The sequence below is a fragment of the Aliihoeflea sp. PC F10.4 genome (genome assembly GCF_054612275.1).
Genome location: NZ_JBTSWH010000001.1, coordinates 1903770 through 1923683, shown reverse-complemented (window position 1 = coordinate 1923683; position 19914 = coordinate 1903770). Strand labels below are relative to the sequence as shown.

Sequence of the window (19914 nt, the reverse complement as noted above, 5' to 3'; positions counted from 1 at the left end):
TGGCCGTTGGCGGGGGTGCAGTGTCAATGAACGGTATTGGGCGCTGAATACGAAATGGCGAAGTTCGTATCTGTCTTGGTCTGGTTCACGATGGGGATATGCGTTCTCGCGATCGTATCCCTGCCCATCAATTTGCAGACACATTTGATCGCAGGGACGATTATTCTCGGCGTGATGATCGTCTTGAAGACCTTTGCGTCATCGAGCACGTGGCGGCTGATCGCGCTGGCGCTCGGTACGGCGATCGTCATGCGCTACGTCTACTGGCGCACGACCAGCACGTTGCCGCCGGCTACGCAGCTCGAAAACTTCATCCCCGGCCTGCTTTTGTATCTCGCTGAGATGTACAGCGTGTTCATGCTGTTTCTCAGCCTGTTCATCGTCGCAAAACCACTGCCGTCGCGCCCCGCCGAGGTCGCCGAGACGCAGAACATGCCGACCGTGGACGTTTTCATTCCAACCTATAACGAGGATGCCGCGCTGCTCGCCGATACGATATCGGCGGCGATTGCGATGGACTATCCCCCCGACAGATTGAACGTGTGGCTGCTCGACGATGGCGGCACGGTGCAAAAGCGCAACGCGGACAATGTGGTCGACGCGCAGGCAGCCGAGATGCGCTATCGCGAACTGCAAAAGCTTTGCACGGATCTGGGCGTGCGCTACCTGACGCGCGAAAGGAACGAACACGCCAAGGCCGGCAATCTCAACAACGGTCTTGCGCATTCCACCGGTGAACTCGTCGTCGTCTTCGACGCCGACCACGCGCCGACGCGCAGCTTCCTGAAAGAGACGGTCGGCTATTTCGCCGAGGATCACCGTCTGTTCCTCGTCCAGACGCCGCACTTCTTTCTAAACCCTGATCCGCTCGAAAAGAATTTGCGGACCTTCGAGAAGATGCCGTCCGAAAACGAGATGTTCTACGGCATCATCCAGCGCGGATTGGACAAGTGGAACGGCGCATTCTTCTGCGGCTCTGCGGCGGTTTTGCGCCGTGAAGCGCTGCTGGAGGCTGACGGATTCAGCGGTGTCTCGATCACCGAGGATTGCGAGACCGCAATCGAGCTTCATTCGCGCGGCTGGAACTCGATCTATGTCGACAAGCCGCTGATCGCAGGCTTGCAGCCGGCCACCTTCGCCTCGTTCATCGGCCAGCGTTCGCGCTGGGCGCAGGGCATGATGCAGATTCTGCGCTTCCGCTTTCCGCTTTTGAAGCGTGGCCTCTCGCTGCCGCAGCGCCTTTGCTACATGTCGTCGACACTGTTCTGGCTGTTTCCGTTTCCGCGCACGATCTTCTTGTTCGCGCCGCTCTTCTACATCTTCTTCGATCTTCAGATTTTCACGGCATCGGGCGGTGAGTTTCTGGCCTATACGCTGAGCTACATGCTCGTGAATTTGATGATGCAGAACTACCTCTACGGCTCGTTCCGCTGGCCGTGGATTTCCGAACTCTACGAATACATCCAGACCGTGCATCTTCTGCCCGCCGTCATTTCCGTGGCGCTCAATCCACGCAAGCCGACGTTCAAGGTGACCGCGAAGGACGAACAGATCACCAAGAGTCGATTGTCCGAGCTTTCGCGTCCGTTCTTCGTCATTTTTGGCGTGCTTTTGATCGGTGTGATTGCATCGGCATGGAAAATCTATGCCGAACCTTATAAGGCCGATGTCACGCTGGTCGTCGGCGGCTGGAACCTTCTCAACCTCGTTCTGGCGGGTTGCGCGCTCGGCGTCGTTTCAGAGCGCCGCGAGCGCGCTGCGACGCGCCGCATCCGCATCTCGCGGCGTTGCGAGTTCAGGATCGGCGATGACTGGGTGCCCGGATCGATCGAGGATGTGTCGGTCAACGGCGCCCGCGTGAAGGTCAATGCCACTTCGGCGGCGTTCGAGGTCGGCGCGACGACGGCTCTTCGGTTCAAACCCCATTGGTCGGACGTGCCCTGTGAGTTGCCGGTCATCGTCCGAAACAGTGACCGCGAAGGCAATGGCATCAATGTCGGGTGTTCCTATGATCGCCAGGAACCGATGCATCATCGCCTCGTTGCCGATCTCGTCTTTGCCGATGCCAAGCAGTGGAGTGGTTTTCAGGTCGGACGGCGCAAGAATCCGGGCGTCCTTTTCGGAACGATCTGGTTCTTCCAGCTTGCGATATTCCAGACGTTCCGGGGGCTGGTCTATCTGTTCGGCGGCCAGCCCGGCGGGCGGGAGCAACGGCAATGATGCGGCTGCCCCTGACATTTTGTGCCTTGCTGGCGCTTTCGACGAGTTCGATTTCCCAGCCGCAACCTTTCGATATGTCTCCTGAAAGACCGCTGGAAGAACGGCCACGGCAGCAACCGCCGGCCGTTTCACCTGCGCCTGCGCAACCGGACACCCAACCCGAACCGGATGAGGATACGGCCGATGACGCTTACACGGCGCCTCCGGCTTTGCAGCAGGAAGGCGCCGCGTTTCGGCGTAATCTGCTGCCCTCGTCGATCATGCGGCTCGACGGCGAGAACGATGCGCACCGATTCGCGTTTTATCTGACGGATGCGCAGGCCGATGCGCCAGCAAATCTGAGGCTCGGCTATCAAAGCGCCATCGTTGTCGCCCCGGAAGCCTCGCGGCTGGCCATCGACATCAACGGCGTGCGCGTGGCTGGCGAAAGCATATCGTCGCCCACCGGCATCAAGGAACTGACCGCCGATCTGCCCGCAGGCCTGCTTCAGCCCGGCCGCAATGAAGTCTCGATCCTGTCTTCCCAACGCCACCGGACCGATTGCTCGATCTCGTCGACATACGAATTGTGGACCGAGCTCGACGCGTCGCAAACTTACCTTACGCTCGATACGCCGAACGATGTCTCGCAATGGCAGATCGCCGATTTGAAGACGATCCCGGGCGATAGCGACGGCCAGGCGAAGATCGTGCTCGTCGTGCCCGCTTTGGCGACCGGAGACGTCGCGTCGGAAACGCTTCGGCTGGCGCAGGCCATCGCGCTTTTGACGAATTTTCCAAGCCCGCGCTTCGAAGTTGCGAGTGCTCTGACCGACGAACTGACCGCCGATGCGAACCTTATCGTCGTCGCCGGCACGAATGACGAGGTCGTTCGGATTGTCGGCGAGGGTACAAACGCCACCGCTGCACCTGTTTCGTTCACGCGTCTGGATGATATTGCAGCGCCCGCTCTCATTTTGTCGGGAGAGGATCGCTCCGGTTGGTTGGGCGCTATGGAGCAATTGGCGACGCATGTGGGACCATCGTCCTTTGCCATGCGCGCGGCGCTCAATACTGAAGCGTGGAGCCTGCCGAACGCGCCCATGCTGTATGAAGGCCGCGACATCACATTCGCCGATCTCGGAATGTCGTCGGAACAGTTTTCGGGTCGCCGCTACATTCGCCGGTTCCAGTTTGCGGTGCCAGCAGACTTTTACGCCCAGTCATACGGCGAAGCGCGTATTCTTCTGGATGCCGCCTACACCGACAACGTGAAACCCGGCAGCCTGATCAACATCTACGTGAACGGCAACATCGCGACGTCGATGCCGATCACGACGCGTGGCGGACGGGTGCTTCGTCAGTTCCCGATCAAGGTGACGATGCGCCATTTCCGGCCCGGCGTGAACGAAGTCGTCTTCGAGGCGGATCTTCTGACGGATGCGGACGAAGCCTGTGCTCCCGGTGCCGCGACCGACGAGACGCCGCGCTTCGCGCTGTTCGACACGTCTCGCTTTTCACTGCCGAATTTCGCACGTATCGCGCAGATTCCCAATCTGGCCGCGACCTCCGGCACCGGCTACCCCTATATCCTGAACAATGAGCCGATCCCCGTGGTCATGGGGCGTGGCAATATGGGAACCTTGTCGGCGGCCGCGAGCGTTCTCGGCCGGATCGCGATTTCCTCGAGCCGGATCATTCCGCTGAGGGTCGTCACCTCTCCTTCCGAAGCGCGCGATCGCGACGCCATATTCTTCGGAACGCCTGCGGGACTGGATGCGACCGTCCTTGCCCAGGTCGGCATCAGCGAGGCTGCGGCAGCGGCATGGGCACCGAGCGCGACCATAAATGGCGGCGCGGCCGTGGCCTCCGGCGACCGCATCGATATGGACACGTGGCGAACGCAGGTGGATGGCGGCTTTTTTTCTCGGCTCGCCGGCAATCTGAGAGATTGGCTGCAGGACACGTTCGACATCACCGTCGACATGCTGCGCTTCCTTCCGCAAGACGAGCAACCCTATGCACCCGGTCCCGACGACGCACTGATCATCGCGCAGTCTGCATCACCGACCGGGGTCGGGACATGGACCGTCATCACCGCTCCGCAGGAAGCGCAGCTTGCGACGGCAGCGCAAGCGGTAGTCAGCTATGGCGCCTGGCAGCAACTTGAAGCACATGTGACGACATTCGCCAGCGACGGCAGCATCCGCGCCAGCGAAGCCAGTCGCGAGAGATTCGTCCAGACCGTGCCGCCATCGGCGAGAAACTATCGTTTGATCGTGGCGAACTGGCTGTCGAGCAACATCTTGTCCTATTCGGCAATTCTTATCCTGGCCTGCGGGTTTCTCGGTGTCACCACGTCGGCGCTTCTGTCCAGATTGGGGCGTCGCGGATGACGAATCTTTGGTCCATTCTCCTTCTTTTGTCCGCTTTATTGATCGGGCCGGCTATGGCGCAGCAGGATCGAGCCCTTGTGAGCGATGCCGAATGGCAGCTCTATACGAGCCGCTTCGTCACGACCGAAGGTCGGATCATGGACGACGCGAATGCCGGCATCAGCCATAGCGAAGGGCAGGGGTATGGCCTTCTGCTCGCCGAGATGGCCGACAATCGCGCAGATTTCGACAGAATATGGGCCTTCACGCGCGATGAACTTCTCCTGCGCGACGACGGTCTGGCTGCCTGGAAATGGGAAGCAGACGCGTCGCCGCACGTCACCGACATCAACAACGCGACCGATGGCGATATCCTCATCGCCTACGCGCTGGCGCGTGCGGGCGAACGCTGGGGTGAGCCGCAATATACCGATGCAGCGACCGGTCTGGCCGAAGCGATCGCCGAACACGCTATCCTGCGCTATCAGGGTCGAACGCTTTTGATGCCGGCGGTCGACGGATTCGGCGCGGCCGATCGACCGGACGGTCCTGTCGTCAACCAGTCCTACTGGATTTTCGAGGCCTTCCCGGTTCTGGAGCGATTGGCGCCGGATGCGCCTTGGCAGGAGCTTTCGCAGACCGGGCGCGATCTGATCGCGCAGGCGCGCTTTTCTGACAGCCGGCTACCGCCCGAATGGCTTTCGGTTGCGGGCATTCCGCGCCCCGCACAAGGCTTCAAGGCCGAATTCGGTTACAATGCGCTGCGAATCCCCTTTTACATGATACGTGGCGGCATGGCGGACGATGAGGTGGCGTTGGAACTGGGTGCTGCGATGCGTGATGAGAACGGTAATCTTGTTCTCCATGATCTGACGAATGGCGAGCCGACGGCCACGTTGACCGACGCCGGTTATCGCATCCTCACGGCCCTTGGCGATTGCATCGCCGACCGTACTTCGCTTGCGCCCGACCTGCGCAATTTCGAGCCCACGGTCTACTATCCGTCGACGCTGCATCTTCTTTCGCTGGCGTATCTGCGCGAAGCTGCGCCGGAGTGCCTGCAATGAAAATGCGTGCCGCACCAATCGTTTTTGCGACCGGCGTCGCGATCTTTGCCGTCGCGGCGGGCGCACAGAACTGGCGAATGAACGACGCGCGGCAGGCCGTAACCACGACCGGCTCCATTCCGGCCACGCAGCCTTTCGAAGCGCATGAGGAAAGCGAGGCACCAGCGATTTTCGCCGAGCCCGAGCCGCAGTCTGAACGCGGCGCGGTGGTTGCACAAGCGCAGCAGCAGGCAGCGCCTGTTCAGCCGCTGCCGCAGGTCGATGAATCGGCGATCCGCTATTTCGCGCAGCGCGGCGACACGCAGAGGCTCGAAGCCGAGATCGCACGACTACGCGCTCTTTATCCAAACTGGACGCCGCCTGCCGATCCGCTTGCGGTGCCCGAAAATGTCGACGAACGGTTGGAAGAGATGTGGCGGCTTTACGCCGACGGTCGTCTGGGCGAGGTGCGTCAGGCGATATCACGGCGTCAGGCAGAACAGCCCGATTGGCAACCCCCGGCCGATCTTCTCGACCGACTGCAATTATCGGAGGCGCGCGAACGCCTCATCAACGCGTCCGATCTCGATCAATATCAGATGGTTGTGCGGCTGGGCTCGGAGCATCCAAGCCTTTTGACCTGTTCTGAGGTCGATGTTCTGTGGCGTGTCGCGGAAGCCTTCGCGATGACGGAGCGCCAGCCGCGCGCGCGGGACGCCTATCGCTACGTCCTGACGAGCTGCGACAATCCGCAGGAACGGCTGGCGACCATGCAAAATGCCAGCACGCTTCTTTCGGACGAATATGTCGATGAACTTCTCGCGCTGGAGCGCCCCGGCGAGGACGGGCAGGGCGAGTTTACCACCGTTCGCGATTCGCGCGCTCGCGATCTCCTCGCACGGGCGGGTGAAGAGCCCACACTTCAGGTTGGCAGCGAAATATTGCGCCGTGTCGAGCGGCTGGCGCAGGATGAGACCGACGGAAGCGATCCTCGGCTGCTGGGCTGGTATTATCTTCGCCGCGACGACGGCGCGGCTGCGGAGCGCTGGTTCCGCATGGCGCTGGAACGTGAGCCGAATGGCGAAGCGGCTGAAGGTCTTGCCCTGGCGCTGGTTGCACGCGACCAGTTCGCCGAGGCTGAAGACACGATCTACCCTTATCGTGACGAGAACGACGATCGCCGCGCGGTCTATCTGGCGGCGGCGGCCAACCTGCTCGGCACGGAGCCGCGTATCGCTCTGTCCTCGCAGGTCCTTTCGCGGATCGTCGCCGAGGCCGTGGCGTCCCGTGATGTTGAGGTCGCGCGGCAGCTTGGATGGTATGCCCGCGCCTACGGTCAGCACGAAACGGCAGGCCAGTGGTTCACGACTGCGCTGGGCTTCGATCCGGATGACGAGCCGGCGGCCTACGGCCTCGCATTGACACGGTTGCAACTTGGCGACGATGCGGGCGTGGCAGAACTTCGTCGGCTCTGGACAGGTCGGTCTGAACGTATCGTGGCTGTCGGCACGCCGATGGCTGCCGATACTGGTGAACCGGCCCCAGTGACCGCGTCCGCGCAACCTGTAAGGCCCCAGCCGCAACAAGAGGCCCGTCGGACCACGGCAGCGCCGCAATCGACCGCTCGCGCGGCTGCGCCCGCCGCACGGCAGCAGGTGGGGTGCCGCGATAGCGTCGATCCACGCACGCTTTCGCCTGCGACGGCGCTCGGCCGCGGATGGTGCCTCATGGAACGGGATCGCCCGCTGGAAGCCGCGCAGGCTTTCGACGTGGCGCTCGCCAGCGCTGACGAACAGTCGCGGCGCGATGCGGCCTATGGCAAGAGCCTTGCCTATCTGCGGGCCGGCCTCGTCGACGATGCGGCAATCGCGGCGGCTTCGGCACCGATGAGCGCTGCGCGCGGCGCGGAGCTTCAGTCGAGCATTCTGGCCGAACGCGCGCTCGGAGCATTCGAGCGGCGGCGCTACAACGAAGCGCTGATCGCGCTCGACCAGCGCGCGCAGATCGCGGCGGAGCGCAACGATCTTCTTGTTTTACGTGGCTATGCCTATTTGAATCTCGGCAGGGTCAGCGAGGCGGAGCAGGTCTTCCGCGCCGTTGCGGCAACGGGAAGCCGCGAAGGCTTGCGCGGGATCGCTGCCGTGGAGCAAACGCGCCGCGGCGACTAACGGCGGGTCTTCCGGATTGGTGGGCTTGGTGATCGCCCGGAGGGCTGCTACACTTTGTCCAACTTGAAAAACTGGGCGCCTGCAGCCGGGCTTATCGTGCCTGGCGCGGCGCTGAAGGACATGATGTGAAAGACCCCGAACACGGCGATGACAAGCCGTCGAATGGGGCACGCGGGCCGCGCGGCAACGCCGGCGAGAAGCATTCGCGACCATCTTCGGACGGTCGGAGTGCGCAGCCGCGGCCCCCTTTGGACGGAAAGTCGGATGATCCGGCGGCCGGAAACACCGGCAAATCAAGAAAGCGACGCAAGCGCAAACGCGGCCGAAAGGTCTATGCGCGTGATGGAGCCGTACCCAGCCAATCCGCGCATAATGGTGCCGTGCCAAATCCGGCGCAGCAACAGCCTGCGCCGCCGGAGCGCTCCGCGCAACCGCCAACACAAGGTCGCCCGACGCATGCCCGCGAGTTGCGGCACGAACAGGGCGTCTATGCCGCGCTGGATCTTGGAACCAACAATTGCCGCCTGCTCGTCGCGATTCCGGGACGCAACGGTCAGTTCAGGGTCATCGACGCGTTTTCGCGCATCGTTCGTCTGGGCGAAGGCTTGGCCGCGTCTGGTCGGCTGTCCGATGGAGCGATGGACCGTGCCGTCGAGGCGCTAAAGGTCTGTGCGGACAAGTTGCGCAACAGACGCCTGAAGCGCGTACGGCTGATCGCGACGGAGGCTTGCCGGTCGGCCGCGAACGGGGCCGAGTTCATCGCGCGGGTCAAGCGTGAGACCGGGCTGGCGCTCGAAATCATCGACCGCAAGACGGAGGCGCGGCTGGCTGTTTCCGGCTGCGGCTCGCTGGTCGAGCGGGAAACGAAGGGCGTTGTTCTTTTCGATATCGGCGGCGGTTCGTCCGAAATCGCGCTGATCGACCTGTCGCGTCACCGCACGCCGCGTCTGGCCAATCACATCGTCTCGTGGACGTCGCTTCCCGTAGGCGTGGTCTCGCTTTCCGAGCGCTTCGGCGGCCAGCACGTTACGCGCGAAATATTCGAAGCGATGGTGGAAGACGTCGCCGGCATGCTGACGGGTTTCGAGGGACGTGACCGGCTCTCACACGTCCTGAGCGAGGATGGCTTTCATCTTCTGGGCACGTCCGGCACGGTGACGACGCTTGCAGGTATTCATCTTGGCCTCGAACGGTACGACCGACGCCGCGTCGATGGGCTTTGGCTTCAAAATGCCGAAGTCGACACGATGATCGCCACCTTGCTCGACTGGGAATTCGAAAAGCGCGTCGCCAATCCCTGCATCGGCGCGGACCGCGCCGATCTGGTGCTCGGCGGCTGCGCGATTCTCGAAGCGATCCGCCGCGTCTGGCCCTCGAACCGGCTGCGTGTTGCCGATCGTGGCCTGCGCGAGGGGATGCTTTCCGAACTGATGGCCGATGACGGCGTATGGCGGCGTGCCCGCAAGCGGAGACCGACAGTATGAAGAAGCCGGCCAAGCCCGGAAGCGGCACGACCGGGGCGCGTGCGCTCAAGACGCGCGTGAAGAAAAAGCGTGGCTTGAAGAACTCGTCGCGCCGCTGGCTCGAACGCCATCTGAACGATCCGTATGTGCATCGGTCAAAGGCAGAGGGCTACCGTTCACGCGCGGCGTTCAAGCTGATCGAGATCGACGACAAGCACAAATTGCTCAAGCCCGGTCAGCGCATCCTCGATCTTGGGGCTGCGCCCGGCGGCTGGTGTCAGGTTGCCGCCGCGCGTATCAAGTCGCCGCTCGATGCGCCGACGGTGGTCGGCATCGACTATCTGCCCGTGGATATGATTCCTGGCGCGACGCTTCTTGAGATGGACTTTCTCGACGACGAAGCGCCCGCGCGTCTGATGGAAGCGCTTGGCGGCGAACCCGACCTCGTCATCTCCGATATGGCCGCGCCGACGACGGGGCATCGTCGCACGGACCATATCCGCACCATGCATCTATGCGAGGTCGCAGCCGACTTCGCCGTGTCGGTTCTGAAGCCGGGCGGCCATTTTCTGGCGAAGACGTTTCAGGGCGGAACCGAGAACAGCCTGCTCGATCTTCTCAAGCGCAATTTCCGCACGGTGCAGCATATCAAGCCGCCGGCCTCGCGCGACGAATCCGTCGAACTCTACATTCTGGCCAAGGACTTCAAGGGACGCGTTGATTCAGAAAGCGAAGATCAGGTTTCGGGCGGAGATACCTGATCCTTCGGCGTTTTCGCCAGTCCATGTCCCGACACAGTTCGGCCGGCCGTCCTCGACAGGCCGAGAATAGGCAGCACGGCTAACGCGGCAAGGCTGCCGACGGCGAAGAACGCGAACGAGAACGCTTCCAGCCCGATCGGCTCGCCGGTCCACAAATGATGGGCTTCCAGAAACATGCCCGCGGCCGAAACGCCGAGCGCAATCGAAATCTGCTGCGAGACGGCGGCGATCGCCGTCGCCTGGCTCGCCTGCGCGTCATCGATTTCGGCAAAGACGAGCGCGTTGTTCGAGGTGAAGAACAGTGAGCGGAAGAACCCGGCGAAGATCAAAGTGCCGATGATGACGGCATAGGGCGTGGACGGCGTGAAAAGCCCGTTTACCCCGATCAGGGTGGCTCCGCATAAGGTCGCGATGATGAGAACTGTGCGAAAGCCGAGCGCACGAAGCGCCGTGGTCGCCACGAATTTAAGCGAGATCGCTCCGATGGCACTCGCGAAGGTAAGCATGCCGGACTGGAAAGCGTCCAGACCGAAGGCGAGCTGGAACATCAGCGGCAACAGGAAGGGCGTCGCGCCGATGCCGATACGGAAGATGGAACCGGAGAGGATGGCGACACGCGCCGCCTGATTGTCGAATAGCCGCAGGTCGAGGATCGGCGACAGCGTGGAGCGCGCGTGGCGCACGTAGAGAACCGTTGCGACGATACCGAGCACCAGCGTCGAAACGCCGACCATGGGCGGGAGTGCCGGCAGCGACACCACGGAAAGTCCGAAGACGATGCCCGCTGTCGCGATTGCCGCGAGCGCGAATCCGCGCCAGTCGATGGGAGCGGCGATTCCGCCCGGCATTTCGGGCAGAACGCGGCCCGAAACGATGATGCCGAGAATGCCGATCGGCACGTTGATCAGGAAAATCCAGTGCCAGCTTACATAGGTCGTGATGAAGCCGCCGAGGGGTGGCCCAACGAGCGGGCCGATCAGGGCGGGCACCGTCAGCCACGCCATTGCCGAGACGAGCTGGTCGCGGCGTGTCGCGCGAACCAGGAGAAGGCGTCCTACGGGCGTCATCATCGCTCCGCCCATGCCCTGCAGGAAGCGTGACAGCACGAACGCACCCAGCGAATTGGACATGGCGCAAAGGATCGAGCCGACGACGAACACACCGATGGCGATACGAAAAACGCGCTTTGCGCCGAAGCGATCGGCCATCCAGCCGGAAACGGGAATGAAAATGGCAAGCGAAACGAAATAGGAGGTCAGCGCCAGCTTCAACGTGATCGGACTTGTGCCGATATCTGCCGCGATCGCTGGAAGCGACGTTGCAATAACGGTCGAGTCCATCTGCTCCATGAACAGCGCGACCGCCAGAATGAGCGGAATCGTGCGGTTCAAGCTGAATTTCCGTAAAGGCAATGGTGTCGAGCGGGCATGGCGTGCCCTCTAGCACGGACAGGCTGAAAGCGACAATTGCACGTGTGAACCGTATCGTGCGAGCTTCACTAACGTGTGAGATCGTTTGCTTCGCCGCTTCACTGGTCCATCTTTCCGACCGATCATATTCAAGAGGAGATGGGAAATGTCGTGGCAAACCGACCGCAGAACGATGTTCAAGCTCGCAGGAGGAGGAGCTATGGCACTTGCAACACCGCAATTGATGACGCGGGCTGCGCATGCCCAGACGGCGAATGCCGATGGGGCCAGTAATCCCGGCTTTCATTCCTTCGCAATCGGTGAATTCCGGATTACGAGCATTCTCGACGGCATGCGGGCGATGGACGGGCCGCATCCGATCTTCGGGCAGGATCAGGAAGCAGGCGCGGTCGAGGATCTGATGGAAGAGAATTTTCTTCCGAGGAACAGGTTCGTGAACGGCTTTACGCCGGTGATCGTCGATACGGGCGCCGAGCGGATTCTGTTCGATACCGGCATGGGCGAGGGCGGCCGAGCAAACGGTATGGGCCAGTTGAGCGAACGGATGCAGGCGGCGGGCTATGCACCCGACGATATCGATATCGTCGTTCTCACCCATTTCCATGGCGATCATATCGGCGGCCTGATGGAAGGCGACGCGCCGGCCTTCGCCAATGCGCGCTACGTGACGGGGCAAACCGAATACGATTTCTGGACCGCGCCGGAGCGCGCCGAGGGGCAGACAGCGGATGCCGCGCAGGCGGTGCAGACCAGGGTCGTGCCGCTCGCCGAAAACATGACGTTTCTCGAAGACGGCGGCGAGGTCGTTTCCGGCGTTACGGCGATGGCCGCATTCGGCCATTCGCCGGGCCATATGATCTATCATATCGAGAGCGGCGACAGGCGGCTGATGCTGACGGCGGACACGGCGAACCACTTCGTCGCCTCCCTGCAGCGCCCGGACTGGCACGTCCAGTACGACATGGACAAGGAAGCGGCGACCGCGACGCGTCGGCGTGTCTTCGACATGATCGCGACGGACCGCATACCCTTCATCGGCTATCACATGCCGTTCCCAGGCGTGGGTTTCATCGAGACCGTCGATCAAGGCTATCGCTTCGTGCCGGCGAGCTACCAGTTCGACGTTTGAGGCAATTGCGTCGCCGTCCACACTTTGCCCTATTGAGGCTGGATGAAACCCGCGTGATTCCAGCTTCCAGGGGCCAGCATGAAAGACAAGACGATCGACCGCCGCTTCCTTCTTCTTGGAGGAGGCGCAACACTTCTTCTTGGCACTCTTGCCGGTTGCGGGACATTGCGGCCCGTCGGCGACGGTGCGCGCATGACGCGGGATGCAGCGCCTGCCTTTGCCGAAATTCGCCGCTTCAACGCGCTTGGAGCGATCCGGGCGGACAGCGAACTTGAAACGGCGGCGCTCGAGCAGGCGGCCCATATGGCCCGAAACGGGAAAATGACGCACGATACGGGTCGCGGCAGGGACTTCGCCGCCCGCATGGGTGGCGTGACGACCAACGGCGCGGCGGCGGAAAATCTCGCGCGTGGCCGGTTCGACACGGCGCGCGTCATGTCGGTGTGGATGAATTCGCCGGGCCATCGTCGCAATATGCTCGATCCGCGCTTTTCGCGCTTCGGCCTCGCTTATGTCGCCGATCCGACGGATGCGGCCCGGCGCTACTGGACCATGGTGCTCGCAGCCTGAATGTTGCTGCCCGGCGCTTCCCAAGCGGGAACGGGCGTGGTACGAGCCGGCGCCAATCCAGTTTCCCGCGGGCAAGGAACGGCAATGGCCAAAATCATCGAATCGGCAACCGGCGCGATCGCGCTTACCTTTGACGACGTGCTGCTTCAGCCCGGTCACTCCAATGTGATGCCCGGCCAGACGGACGTCTCCACCCGGATTGCGCGTGACATCGATCTCAATATCCCGATCCTGTCTGCCGCGATGGACACGGTGACGGATTCGCGGCTCGCCATCGCCATGGCGCAGGCCGGCGGCATCGGCGTCGTCCACCGCAATTTCTCGCCCTCCGAGCAGGCCGAGGAAGTGCGCCAGGTCAAGAAGTTCGAAAGCGGCATGGTCGTCAATCCGGTCACCATCGGACCGGAGGCGACACTCGGCGATGCGCAGGCTTTGATGCGCGCGCATGGCATTTCGGGCATCCCGGTCGTCGCCAATGGCGGCACGGGCGGGCATCGCACCGGCGAACTGGTCGGCATCCTGACCAACCGCGACGTGCGCTTTGCCTCGGACCCGAGCCAGACAGTCCGTGAACTGATGACGCACCAGAACCTTATCACCGTGAAGGAAACGGTCGATCAGGAAGAAGCCAAGCGGCTTTTGCACCAGCACCGGATCGAAAAGCTTCTGGTCGTCGACGGGGAGGGCCGCTGCGTTGGTCTCATCACCGTCAAGGACATCGAAAAGAGCCAGCTCAACCCGAACGCGGCCAAGGATGCGCAGGGACGCCTGCGGGTCGCCGCCGCCACCAGCGTCGGCGATGACGGTTTCGAGCGCGCCGAGCGTCTGATCGACGCGGGCGTCGATCTCCTCGTCATCGATACCGCGCATGGACATTCGCAGCGCGTGCTCGATGCCGTGCTGCGCGCCAAGAAGCTGTCGAATTCGGTGCGCATCATGGCCGGCAATGTCGCGACCGCCGAGGCGACGAAGGCGCTGATCGACGCAGGTGCGGATTCGGTCAAGATCGGCATCGGGCCGGGCTCCATCTGCACGACCCGGATTGTGGCGGGCGTCGGCGTGCCGCAGCTTTCCGCCATCATGGCGGCGGCCGAAGAAGCCGATAAGGCCGGCTTGGGCGTCATCGCGGACGGCGGCATCAAGTTCTCTGGCGATCTTGCCAAGGCGCTGGCTGCTGGCGCGTGCGCTGCCATGGTCGGCTCGCTTCTGGCCGGCACTGAGGAAAGCCCCGGCGAGGTCTATCTGCATCAGGGCCGTTCGTTCAAAGCCTATCGCGGCATGGGTTCGGTCGGCGCGATGGCGCGTGGCTCGGCCGATCGCTATTTCCAGGCCGAGGTGCGCGATACGCTGAAACTCGTGCCTGAGGGCATCGAGGGGCAGGTGCCGTACAAGGGACCGGTCGGCGGTGTCCTGCACCAGCTTGTCGGCGGGCTGAAGGCCGCCATGGGCTATGTCGGTGCCCCGAACCTCACCGAACTGCGTGAGCGTGCGACCTTCGTGCGTATTTCGAATGCCGGCTGGCGCGAGAGCCACACGCATGATGTCGCCATCACGCGCGAAAGCCCCAACTATCCCAGCATGAGCTGATTGCTCACGCCGCTTTCGCCGTAGCGGCGGCGGGGAAGATCAGCGAACGGTGCGTGGCGACACCCGCCATCGCGCCCTTGCTGACAGCCATTGCGATCGACGCCATCGGACTGGCGGCGTCGCCGCATGCAAAAACGCCTTCGACATTCGTCGCCTGCATCGCGTCGACCTTGATCAGATCGCCGATCGCAGTCGGGTCGATCGCACAGCCGAGCTGCGCGTGAAGATCGTTGGTCAGGCGCACTTTCGGCGTGACGAACAATCCGTCGAAGGCGGCCTCTGAGCCATCGCTCATGACGAGAACTGGAGCGCCGAGCTCGCCGGTCACACGCGCGATCCGTGAGGCATTCACGGCGACGCCGCGCCGTTCAAGGTCCGCGTGGTCGGCGTCCTGCGGCTCGAACGTGCCGTTTGCAAACAACGTCGTCATGCCCCACTCACTGACCATGATCGCCTGATGCACGGATAGCGGGCCTGTCGCGAGCACGGCAAGCCGCCCGCGCTGCATCTCGTAGCCATGACAATAAGGGCAGGCGAAGGCGTTGATTCCCCATTGCTTCGCCAGCCCTTCGATTGATGGAAGCACATCCTCGACGCCGCCGGCCAGAATGATCCGCCGCGCCCGATAGACGTTGCCTTCCTCGGTCACGACGGTGAAATCGTCCAAAGCACCCGACGCGGAGACCGAACGGCCGTCGATCCAGTCAACATTTGGATAGGCGAGGAGTTGCGCTTTCGCTTCGTCCGCGATGATGGCGGGCGACACGCCGTCGCGTCCCAGAAATCCGTGCGAGTGCGAGGCGAACCGGTTGCGCCGTGCGCCCGCGTCGATGACGAGCACCGATTTGCGCGCCCGGGCAAGCTGGAGCGCTGCGGAAATGCCGGCATAGCTGCCGCCGACGACGGCGACATCATGAGTGGTCGTGGACATGGTGATGATCCTTGAGCTTGTGTTCGAAGTCGGAGCGGATATCGGCGAGCGTCACCGCCGCAAGGCGTTGCATGACCAGCGCCTGAACGTCGTCCATCGTCGCCGCCATGCGCCTGTTGACCGCTTGCTCGACAAGGCATTGCGGATTGTCGTTGCGGTTTCCAAAGGCAAGCAGCGCGGGATGGCCGAGCGCCGCATGGATATCCGCCAGCGTGATCTCGTCCAGCTTGCGCTCCAGCACCCAGCCGCCGCCATGGCCCTTTTCGGACCTGACGAGACCCGCTTGTCGAAGTCCCGCCATGGTGCGTCGGACGACGACGGGATTGGTGCTGAGCATCTGTGCCATCTTCTCGGAGGTCAAAGGCCCGCGGGCTTCGGCCATGTGAAGGACGAGATGGAGGATGGAGGAAAGTCGCGTATCCAGTTTCATGAAACAAATAAAGTTACGAATTTGTGCAATGTCAAGGTGACAGCCAAAAATCCGGGCTTTCGCTTTCCGATGCAGCCTGTCATTTTGACCTGAACGAGGGACCTTCGATGAACCAGATCGCTATTTTCTGGCCGATGATCGCGCATGTGGCGCTGGTGTTCGGCATCTATTTTCTCATCTTCCTGCGGAGGAAGGCGGCGGTTCAGTCCGGTTCGGCGAAGATTTCGCAATTCCGGGAAAATACGAATGAGCCGACGGAAAGCCTGTTCGTACGCAACAATCTGGCGAACCAGTTCGAATTGCCGGTTCTGTTTCATGTCGTGTGTCTTGCGCTTTATGTCGTCAACGCGGCGGATGTGGTCGCCGTCGTTCTCGCGTGGCTCTTCGTCATCTCACGCTACGTTCACGCCTATATCCACGTCACGTCGAATCGCATCCGTTATCGCCAGCCGGCATTTTCGGTCGGCTTCTTCGTGCTGATCGTAATGTGGGTCTGGCTGGCGATCGCTATCCTTTAGCGAGTTCGCCGATTGTCGCGGCAAGGGCGCGCAGTTCGTGTTCGCGCACGGCGCGCTTGCGCCAGGCCATGCCGATCATGCGCGAAGGGACCGGCTGTGAAAACGGCACGAACTTGACGCCGGGCAGGGCGCGCGAGGCAGGCAAGGCCATTTCCGGCACCAGCGTCAGCCCCTGTCCGTGGGCGACCATCTGCAACAGCGTCGTCAGGCTCGTTGCGCCGAAATTCGACATGGCGAGCGGCTTGACCGATCCGCAGATGGCGAGCGCCTGATCGCGTAGGCAATGCCCTTCCTCGAGCAGAATGAGCCGTTCGAGTTCCGGGCTTTCCGGCGCGACTGGCGGCTCGATGAAGTTCGGATCGTTTTCGGGAACGGCAAGCACGAAGCCGTCATTCATGATCGGCTCGCTTTCCAAGCGCTTTTCGTCGAGCGGCAACGCCGCGATGAAGGCGTCAAGGCGGCCGGCGAGTGTTTCTTCGACGAGTGTCGAGGTCACCGATTCCTTGAGTTCGAGGGACAATTGCGGGAAGCGTTGCGCAAGCGCCGGCAAGAGTGCGGGCAGGAGATAGGGCGCAACTGTCGGGATCACGCCGAGCCGCAACCGACCGGACATGGCCGCGCGCTCGCGCCTCGCAAGCCCTTCGATGTCGCGGATATCGCCCAATACGCGCTCGATGCGCGGCAAAAGCCCCTGTGCGTCGTCCGATAGCGTCACGCCGCGCCGTCCGCGCTCGAAAAGGCGCATTCCAAGCTTTTCCTCCATCTCCGCGATCTGTGCGGAGAGCGCCGGTTGCGTCACGCCGGCCAGTTGCGCCGCTCGGCCGAAATGCAGGGTTTCGGCAAGCGCAGCAAAATATTCCATCTGTCGGACGGTGAGTTTGATCATAAGGTGAGATTATCGTAATCGTTAGAAATCGCAATTTGAAATTATTCTAAAGAAGCGATATCTCCGCACCAAGACACGCCTGATCCGCAGGGTCGGGCAACCGAGCAAACCGCCAGGGAGAAATGACATGGATGCGAAGGTTGATGAAAACGGTGCGGGCAAGTGCCCTGTCCCGCATTCCCGTGGTCGGCAGAATCGTGACTGGTGGCCGAACCAGCTCAATGTGAGCGTGCTTCATCAGAACAATGCGGACGCCGACCCGATGGGCAAGGGGTTCGATTATGTCAGGGAATTCGAAAACCTCGACCTCGATGCAGTGATTGCCGACTTGCATGCGTTGATGCGGGATTCGCAGGAATGGTGGCCGGCCGATTACGGCCATTACGGCCCGTTCTTCATCCGCATGGCCTGGCACAGCGCCGGCACGTATCGCGTCGGTGACGGTCGCGGCGGCGGCGGGCGCGGTCAGCAGCGTTTTGCGCCGCTCAATAGCTGGCCGGACAACGGAAATCTCGACAAGGCGCGTCGTCTCCTTTGGCCGATCAAGCAGAAATACGGCCGGGCGCTGTCCTGGGCCGATCTGATGATCCTGACCGGCAACGTCGCGCTGGAATCGATGGGCTTCAAGACATGGGGTTTCGGCGGCGGCCGTGCCGATACCTGGGAACCGGAAAACCACGTCAACTGGGGCGCCGAAGACAAATGGCTTGCCGACAGTTCGCACGAGAACAGCCGCTATTCGGGTGACCGTGAGCTTGAGGGCAATCTCGGCGCGGTCCAGATGGGCCTCATCTACGTCAATCCCGAAGGTCCGGACGGCAATCCCGATCCGATGAAATCGGGCCGCGACATTCGCGAAACGTTCGGCCGTATGGCGATGAACGACGAGGAAACCGTCGCGCTGGTTGCGGGCGGCCACACCTTCGGCAAGGCGCACGGTGCCGGTCCCGCCGACCATGTCGGCTTCGAGCCGGAAGGGGCGGATATCGAGCATCAGGGTCTCGGCTGGGCATCGACCTTCGAAAGCGGCATGGCCGGTCACACGATCACCAGCGGCATCGAGGGTGCGTGGACGCCAACCCCGATCACTTGGGACATGACGTTCTTCGACACGCTTTACGGCTATGAGTGGGAACTGACCAAGAGCCCCGCCGGCGCAAACCAGTGGAAACCTGTCGGCCATACTGGCGACGACACGGTGCCGGATGCTCATGACGGCCAGAAGAAGCACGCGCCGATGATGACCACTGCCGACATGGCGATGCGCACCGACCCGGAATACGATCGCATTTCCCGTCGTTTCCATGCCAACCCGCAGGAATTTGCCGAAGCGTTCGCCAAGGCGTGGTTCAAGCTGACCCACCGCGACATGGGACCGCTCAAGCTCTATCGCGGAAAGCTCGTGCCCAAGGAGCCGCTGATCTGGCAGGACCCAATCCCGGAGGTCGATCACCCGCTCGTCGACGACACCGATGTGGCGGCACTGAAGGCGAAGATCGCCGAGACGGGCCTGACGGTTTCCGAACTGACCTCGACGGCATGGGCTTCGGCCTCGACCTTCCGCGAATCCGACAAGCGCGGCGGCGCGAACGGCGCACGTATCCGCCTTGCACCGCAGAAGGATTGGGACGTCAACAATCCTGCCGAACTGGCGAAGGTTCTGGCGGCGCTCGAAAAGGTCAAGGACGAGTTCAACGCCGCACAGACCGGGGGCAAGAAGATCTCGCTCGCGGATCTGATCGTGCTGGCTGGTTCCGTCGGTGTCGAAAAGGCTGCGAAGGATGCGGGACACAATGTCTCCGTGCCGTTCACGCCCGGTCGCATGGACGCCTCGCAGGAGCAAACCGAAGTCGAATCCTTCGAGTATATGGAGCCCAAGGCCGACGGTTTCCGCAACTATGTGCGCAATCCGATCATGTCGGTCGAGGAGCATCTGGTGGACCGCGCGCAACTGCTTGAGTTGACCGCGCCCGAGATGACGGCACTCGTCGGCGGCCTGCGCGTGCTGGGTGTCGGCAACCCCGAGCATGGCGTCCTGACCGAAAATGTCGGCAAGCTAACCAACGACTTTTTCACGAACCTGCTCGACATGGGCACGAAGTGGAAGGGGATCGAAGGCTCGAACGGCGTTTTCGAGGGGCTCAACCGCAAGACAGGTGAGAAGCGCTGGACGGCTACCCGCGCCGACTTGATCTTCGGCTCGCACTCCCAGCTTCGCGCCTTTGCCGAGGTCTATGGCAGCGACGATGCCAAGGACAAGTTCGTCAAGGACTTTGTTGCCGCGTGGGTCAAGGTGATGGAACTCGATCGCTTCGATTTGAAGGAAGCGCGCCGCAAGGCCGCCTGATCTATCGAGACAGGTTGGAACATGGGAAGGCCGGGCATTGCCCGGCCTTCTTGCGTTTGCGGTGCCTTTCGGCT

At 62.3% G+C, this 19914-nt stretch carries 15 protein-coding genes; 11 read left to right on the top strand and 4 right to left on the bottom strand.

The features are described from left to right. Positions 1-54: 54 nt before the first annotated feature. From bcsA to ACX82Z_RS09650, 6 genes are all read left to right on the top strand, one after another. On the top strand, positions 55-2220 hold the full coding sequence (gene bcsA / locus ACX82Z_RS09675; protein ID WP_459588281.1) for a UDP-forming cellulose synthase catalytic subunit: 2166 nt from the start codon (positions 55-57) through the stop codon (positions 2218-2220). Continuing rightward, positions 2217-4595, top strand: coding sequence for a cellulose biosynthesis cyclic di-GMP-binding regulatory protein BcsB (locus ACX82Z_RS09670; protein ID WP_459588279.1), 2379 nt, complete (start codon positions 2217-2219; stop codon positions 4593-4595). Before bcsA ends, ACX82Z_RS09670 begins: the two co-directional genes overlap by 4 nt. Continuing rightward, positions 4592-5641, top strand: coding sequence for a glycosyl hydrolase family 8 (locus ACX82Z_RS09665; RefSeq protein WP_459588277.1), 1050 nt, complete (start codon positions 4592-4594; stop codon positions 5639-5641). The genes ACX82Z_RS09670 and ACX82Z_RS09665 overlap by 4 nt, the downstream gene beginning before the upstream one ends. Next, complete coding sequence (locus ACX82Z_RS09660) at positions 5638-7788, top strand: cellulose synthase (RefSeq protein WP_459588275.1); 2151 nt, start codon at positions 5638-5640, stop codon at positions 7786-7788. The genes ACX82Z_RS09665 and ACX82Z_RS09660 overlap by 4 nt, the downstream gene beginning before the upstream one ends. A 125-nt stretch (positions 7789-7913) precedes the next feature. After that, the gene (locus tag ACX82Z_RS09655; RefSeq protein ID WP_459588273.1) at positions 7914-9272 is read left to right on the top strand and encodes a Ppx/GppA phosphatase family protein; all 1359 of its coding nucleotides are present in this window, start codon (positions 7914-7916) and stop codon (positions 9270-9272) included. Then, a complete protein-coding gene (locus ACX82Z_RS09650; protein WP_459588271.1) occupies positions 9269-10012 on the top strand; it encodes an RlmE family RNA methyltransferase in 744 nt (247 codons plus the stop codon). The genes ACX82Z_RS09655 and ACX82Z_RS09650 overlap by 4 nt, the downstream gene beginning before the upstream one ends. Here the strand turns inward: ACX82Z_RS09650 and ACX82Z_RS09645 are convergent. Beyond that, positions 9988-11403: an MFS transporter gene (locus tag ACX82Z_RS09645; protein WP_459588270.1), complete on the bottom strand. Its 1416-nt coding sequence runs from the start codon at positions 11401-11403 to the stop codon at positions 9988-9990. The two genes, ACX82Z_RS09650 and ACX82Z_RS09645, sit on opposite strands and share 25 nt — an antisense overlap. A 184-nt stretch (positions 11404-11587) precedes the next feature. On the opposite strand from ACX82Z_RS09645, the gene ACX82Z_RS09640 reads away from it, so the two are divergent. The 3 genes from ACX82Z_RS09640 (at position 11588) to guaB (ending at position 14728) form a co-directional block, all read left to right on the top strand. Beyond that, entirely contained in the window at positions 11588-12571 is a 984-nt protein-coding gene (locus tag ACX82Z_RS09640) for an MBL fold metallo-hydrolase (RefSeq protein WP_459588268.1), read from the top strand. Positions 12572-12649: 78 nt separating this feature from the next. Further along, a complete protein-coding gene (locus ACX82Z_RS09635) occupies positions 12650-13141 on the top strand; it encodes a CAP domain-containing protein (protein ID WP_459588266.1) in 492 nt (163 codons plus the stop codon). Between the two features lie 84 nt (positions 13142-13225). Continuing rightward, positions 13226-14728, top strand: a complete 1503-nt coding sequence (guaB, locus tag ACX82Z_RS09630; RefSeq protein ID WP_459588264.1) for an IMP dehydrogenase — start codon at positions 13226-13228, stop codon at positions 14726-14728. A 4-nt stretch (positions 14729-14732) separates the two neighbouring features. Here the strand turns inward: guaB and ACX82Z_RS09625 are convergent, their stop codons facing one another. Both ACX82Z_RS09625 and ACX82Z_RS09620 read right to left on the bottom strand, forming a co-directional pair. Then, complete coding sequence (locus ACX82Z_RS09625; RefSeq protein WP_459588262.1) at positions 14733-15659, bottom strand: NAD(P)/FAD-dependent oxidoreductase; 927 nt, start codon at positions 15657-15659, stop codon at positions 14733-14735. Then, the gene (locus ACX82Z_RS09620; protein WP_459588260.1) at positions 15640-16089 is read right to left on the bottom strand and encodes an Rrf2 family transcriptional regulator; all 450 of its coding nucleotides are present in this window, start codon (positions 16087-16089) and stop codon (positions 15640-15642) included. Before ACX82Z_RS09620 ends, ACX82Z_RS09625 begins: the two co-directional genes overlap by 20 nt. 107 nt (positions 16090-16196) lie before the next feature. Here ACX82Z_RS09620 and ACX82Z_RS09615 point away from each other — a divergent pair, with 107 nt between their 5' ends. Next, positions 16197-16607, top strand: coding sequence for an MAPEG family protein (locus tag ACX82Z_RS09615; RefSeq protein WP_459588258.1), 411 nt, complete (start codon positions 16197-16199; stop codon positions 16605-16607). On the opposite strand, the gene ACX82Z_RS09610 is transcribed toward ACX82Z_RS09615, so the two are convergent. Continuing rightward, positions 16597-17493 (bottom strand): hydrogen peroxide-inducible genes activator, encoded by an 897-nt coding sequence (locus ACX82Z_RS09610; RefSeq protein ID WP_459588256.1) that lies wholly within the window; start codon positions 17491-17493, stop codon positions 16597-16599. The two genes, ACX82Z_RS09615 and ACX82Z_RS09610, sit on opposite strands and share 11 nt — an antisense overlap. A 127-nt stretch (positions 17494-17620) precedes the next feature. Between ACX82Z_RS09610 and katG the strand changes: the two genes are divergently transcribed. Beyond that, on the top strand, positions 17621-19840 hold the full coding sequence (gene katG, locus ACX82Z_RS09605) for a catalase/peroxidase HPI (protein ID WP_459588253.1): 2220 nt from the start codon (positions 17621-17623) through the stop codon (positions 19838-19840). The last annotated feature ends 74 nt before the right edge of the window (positions 19841-19914 follow it).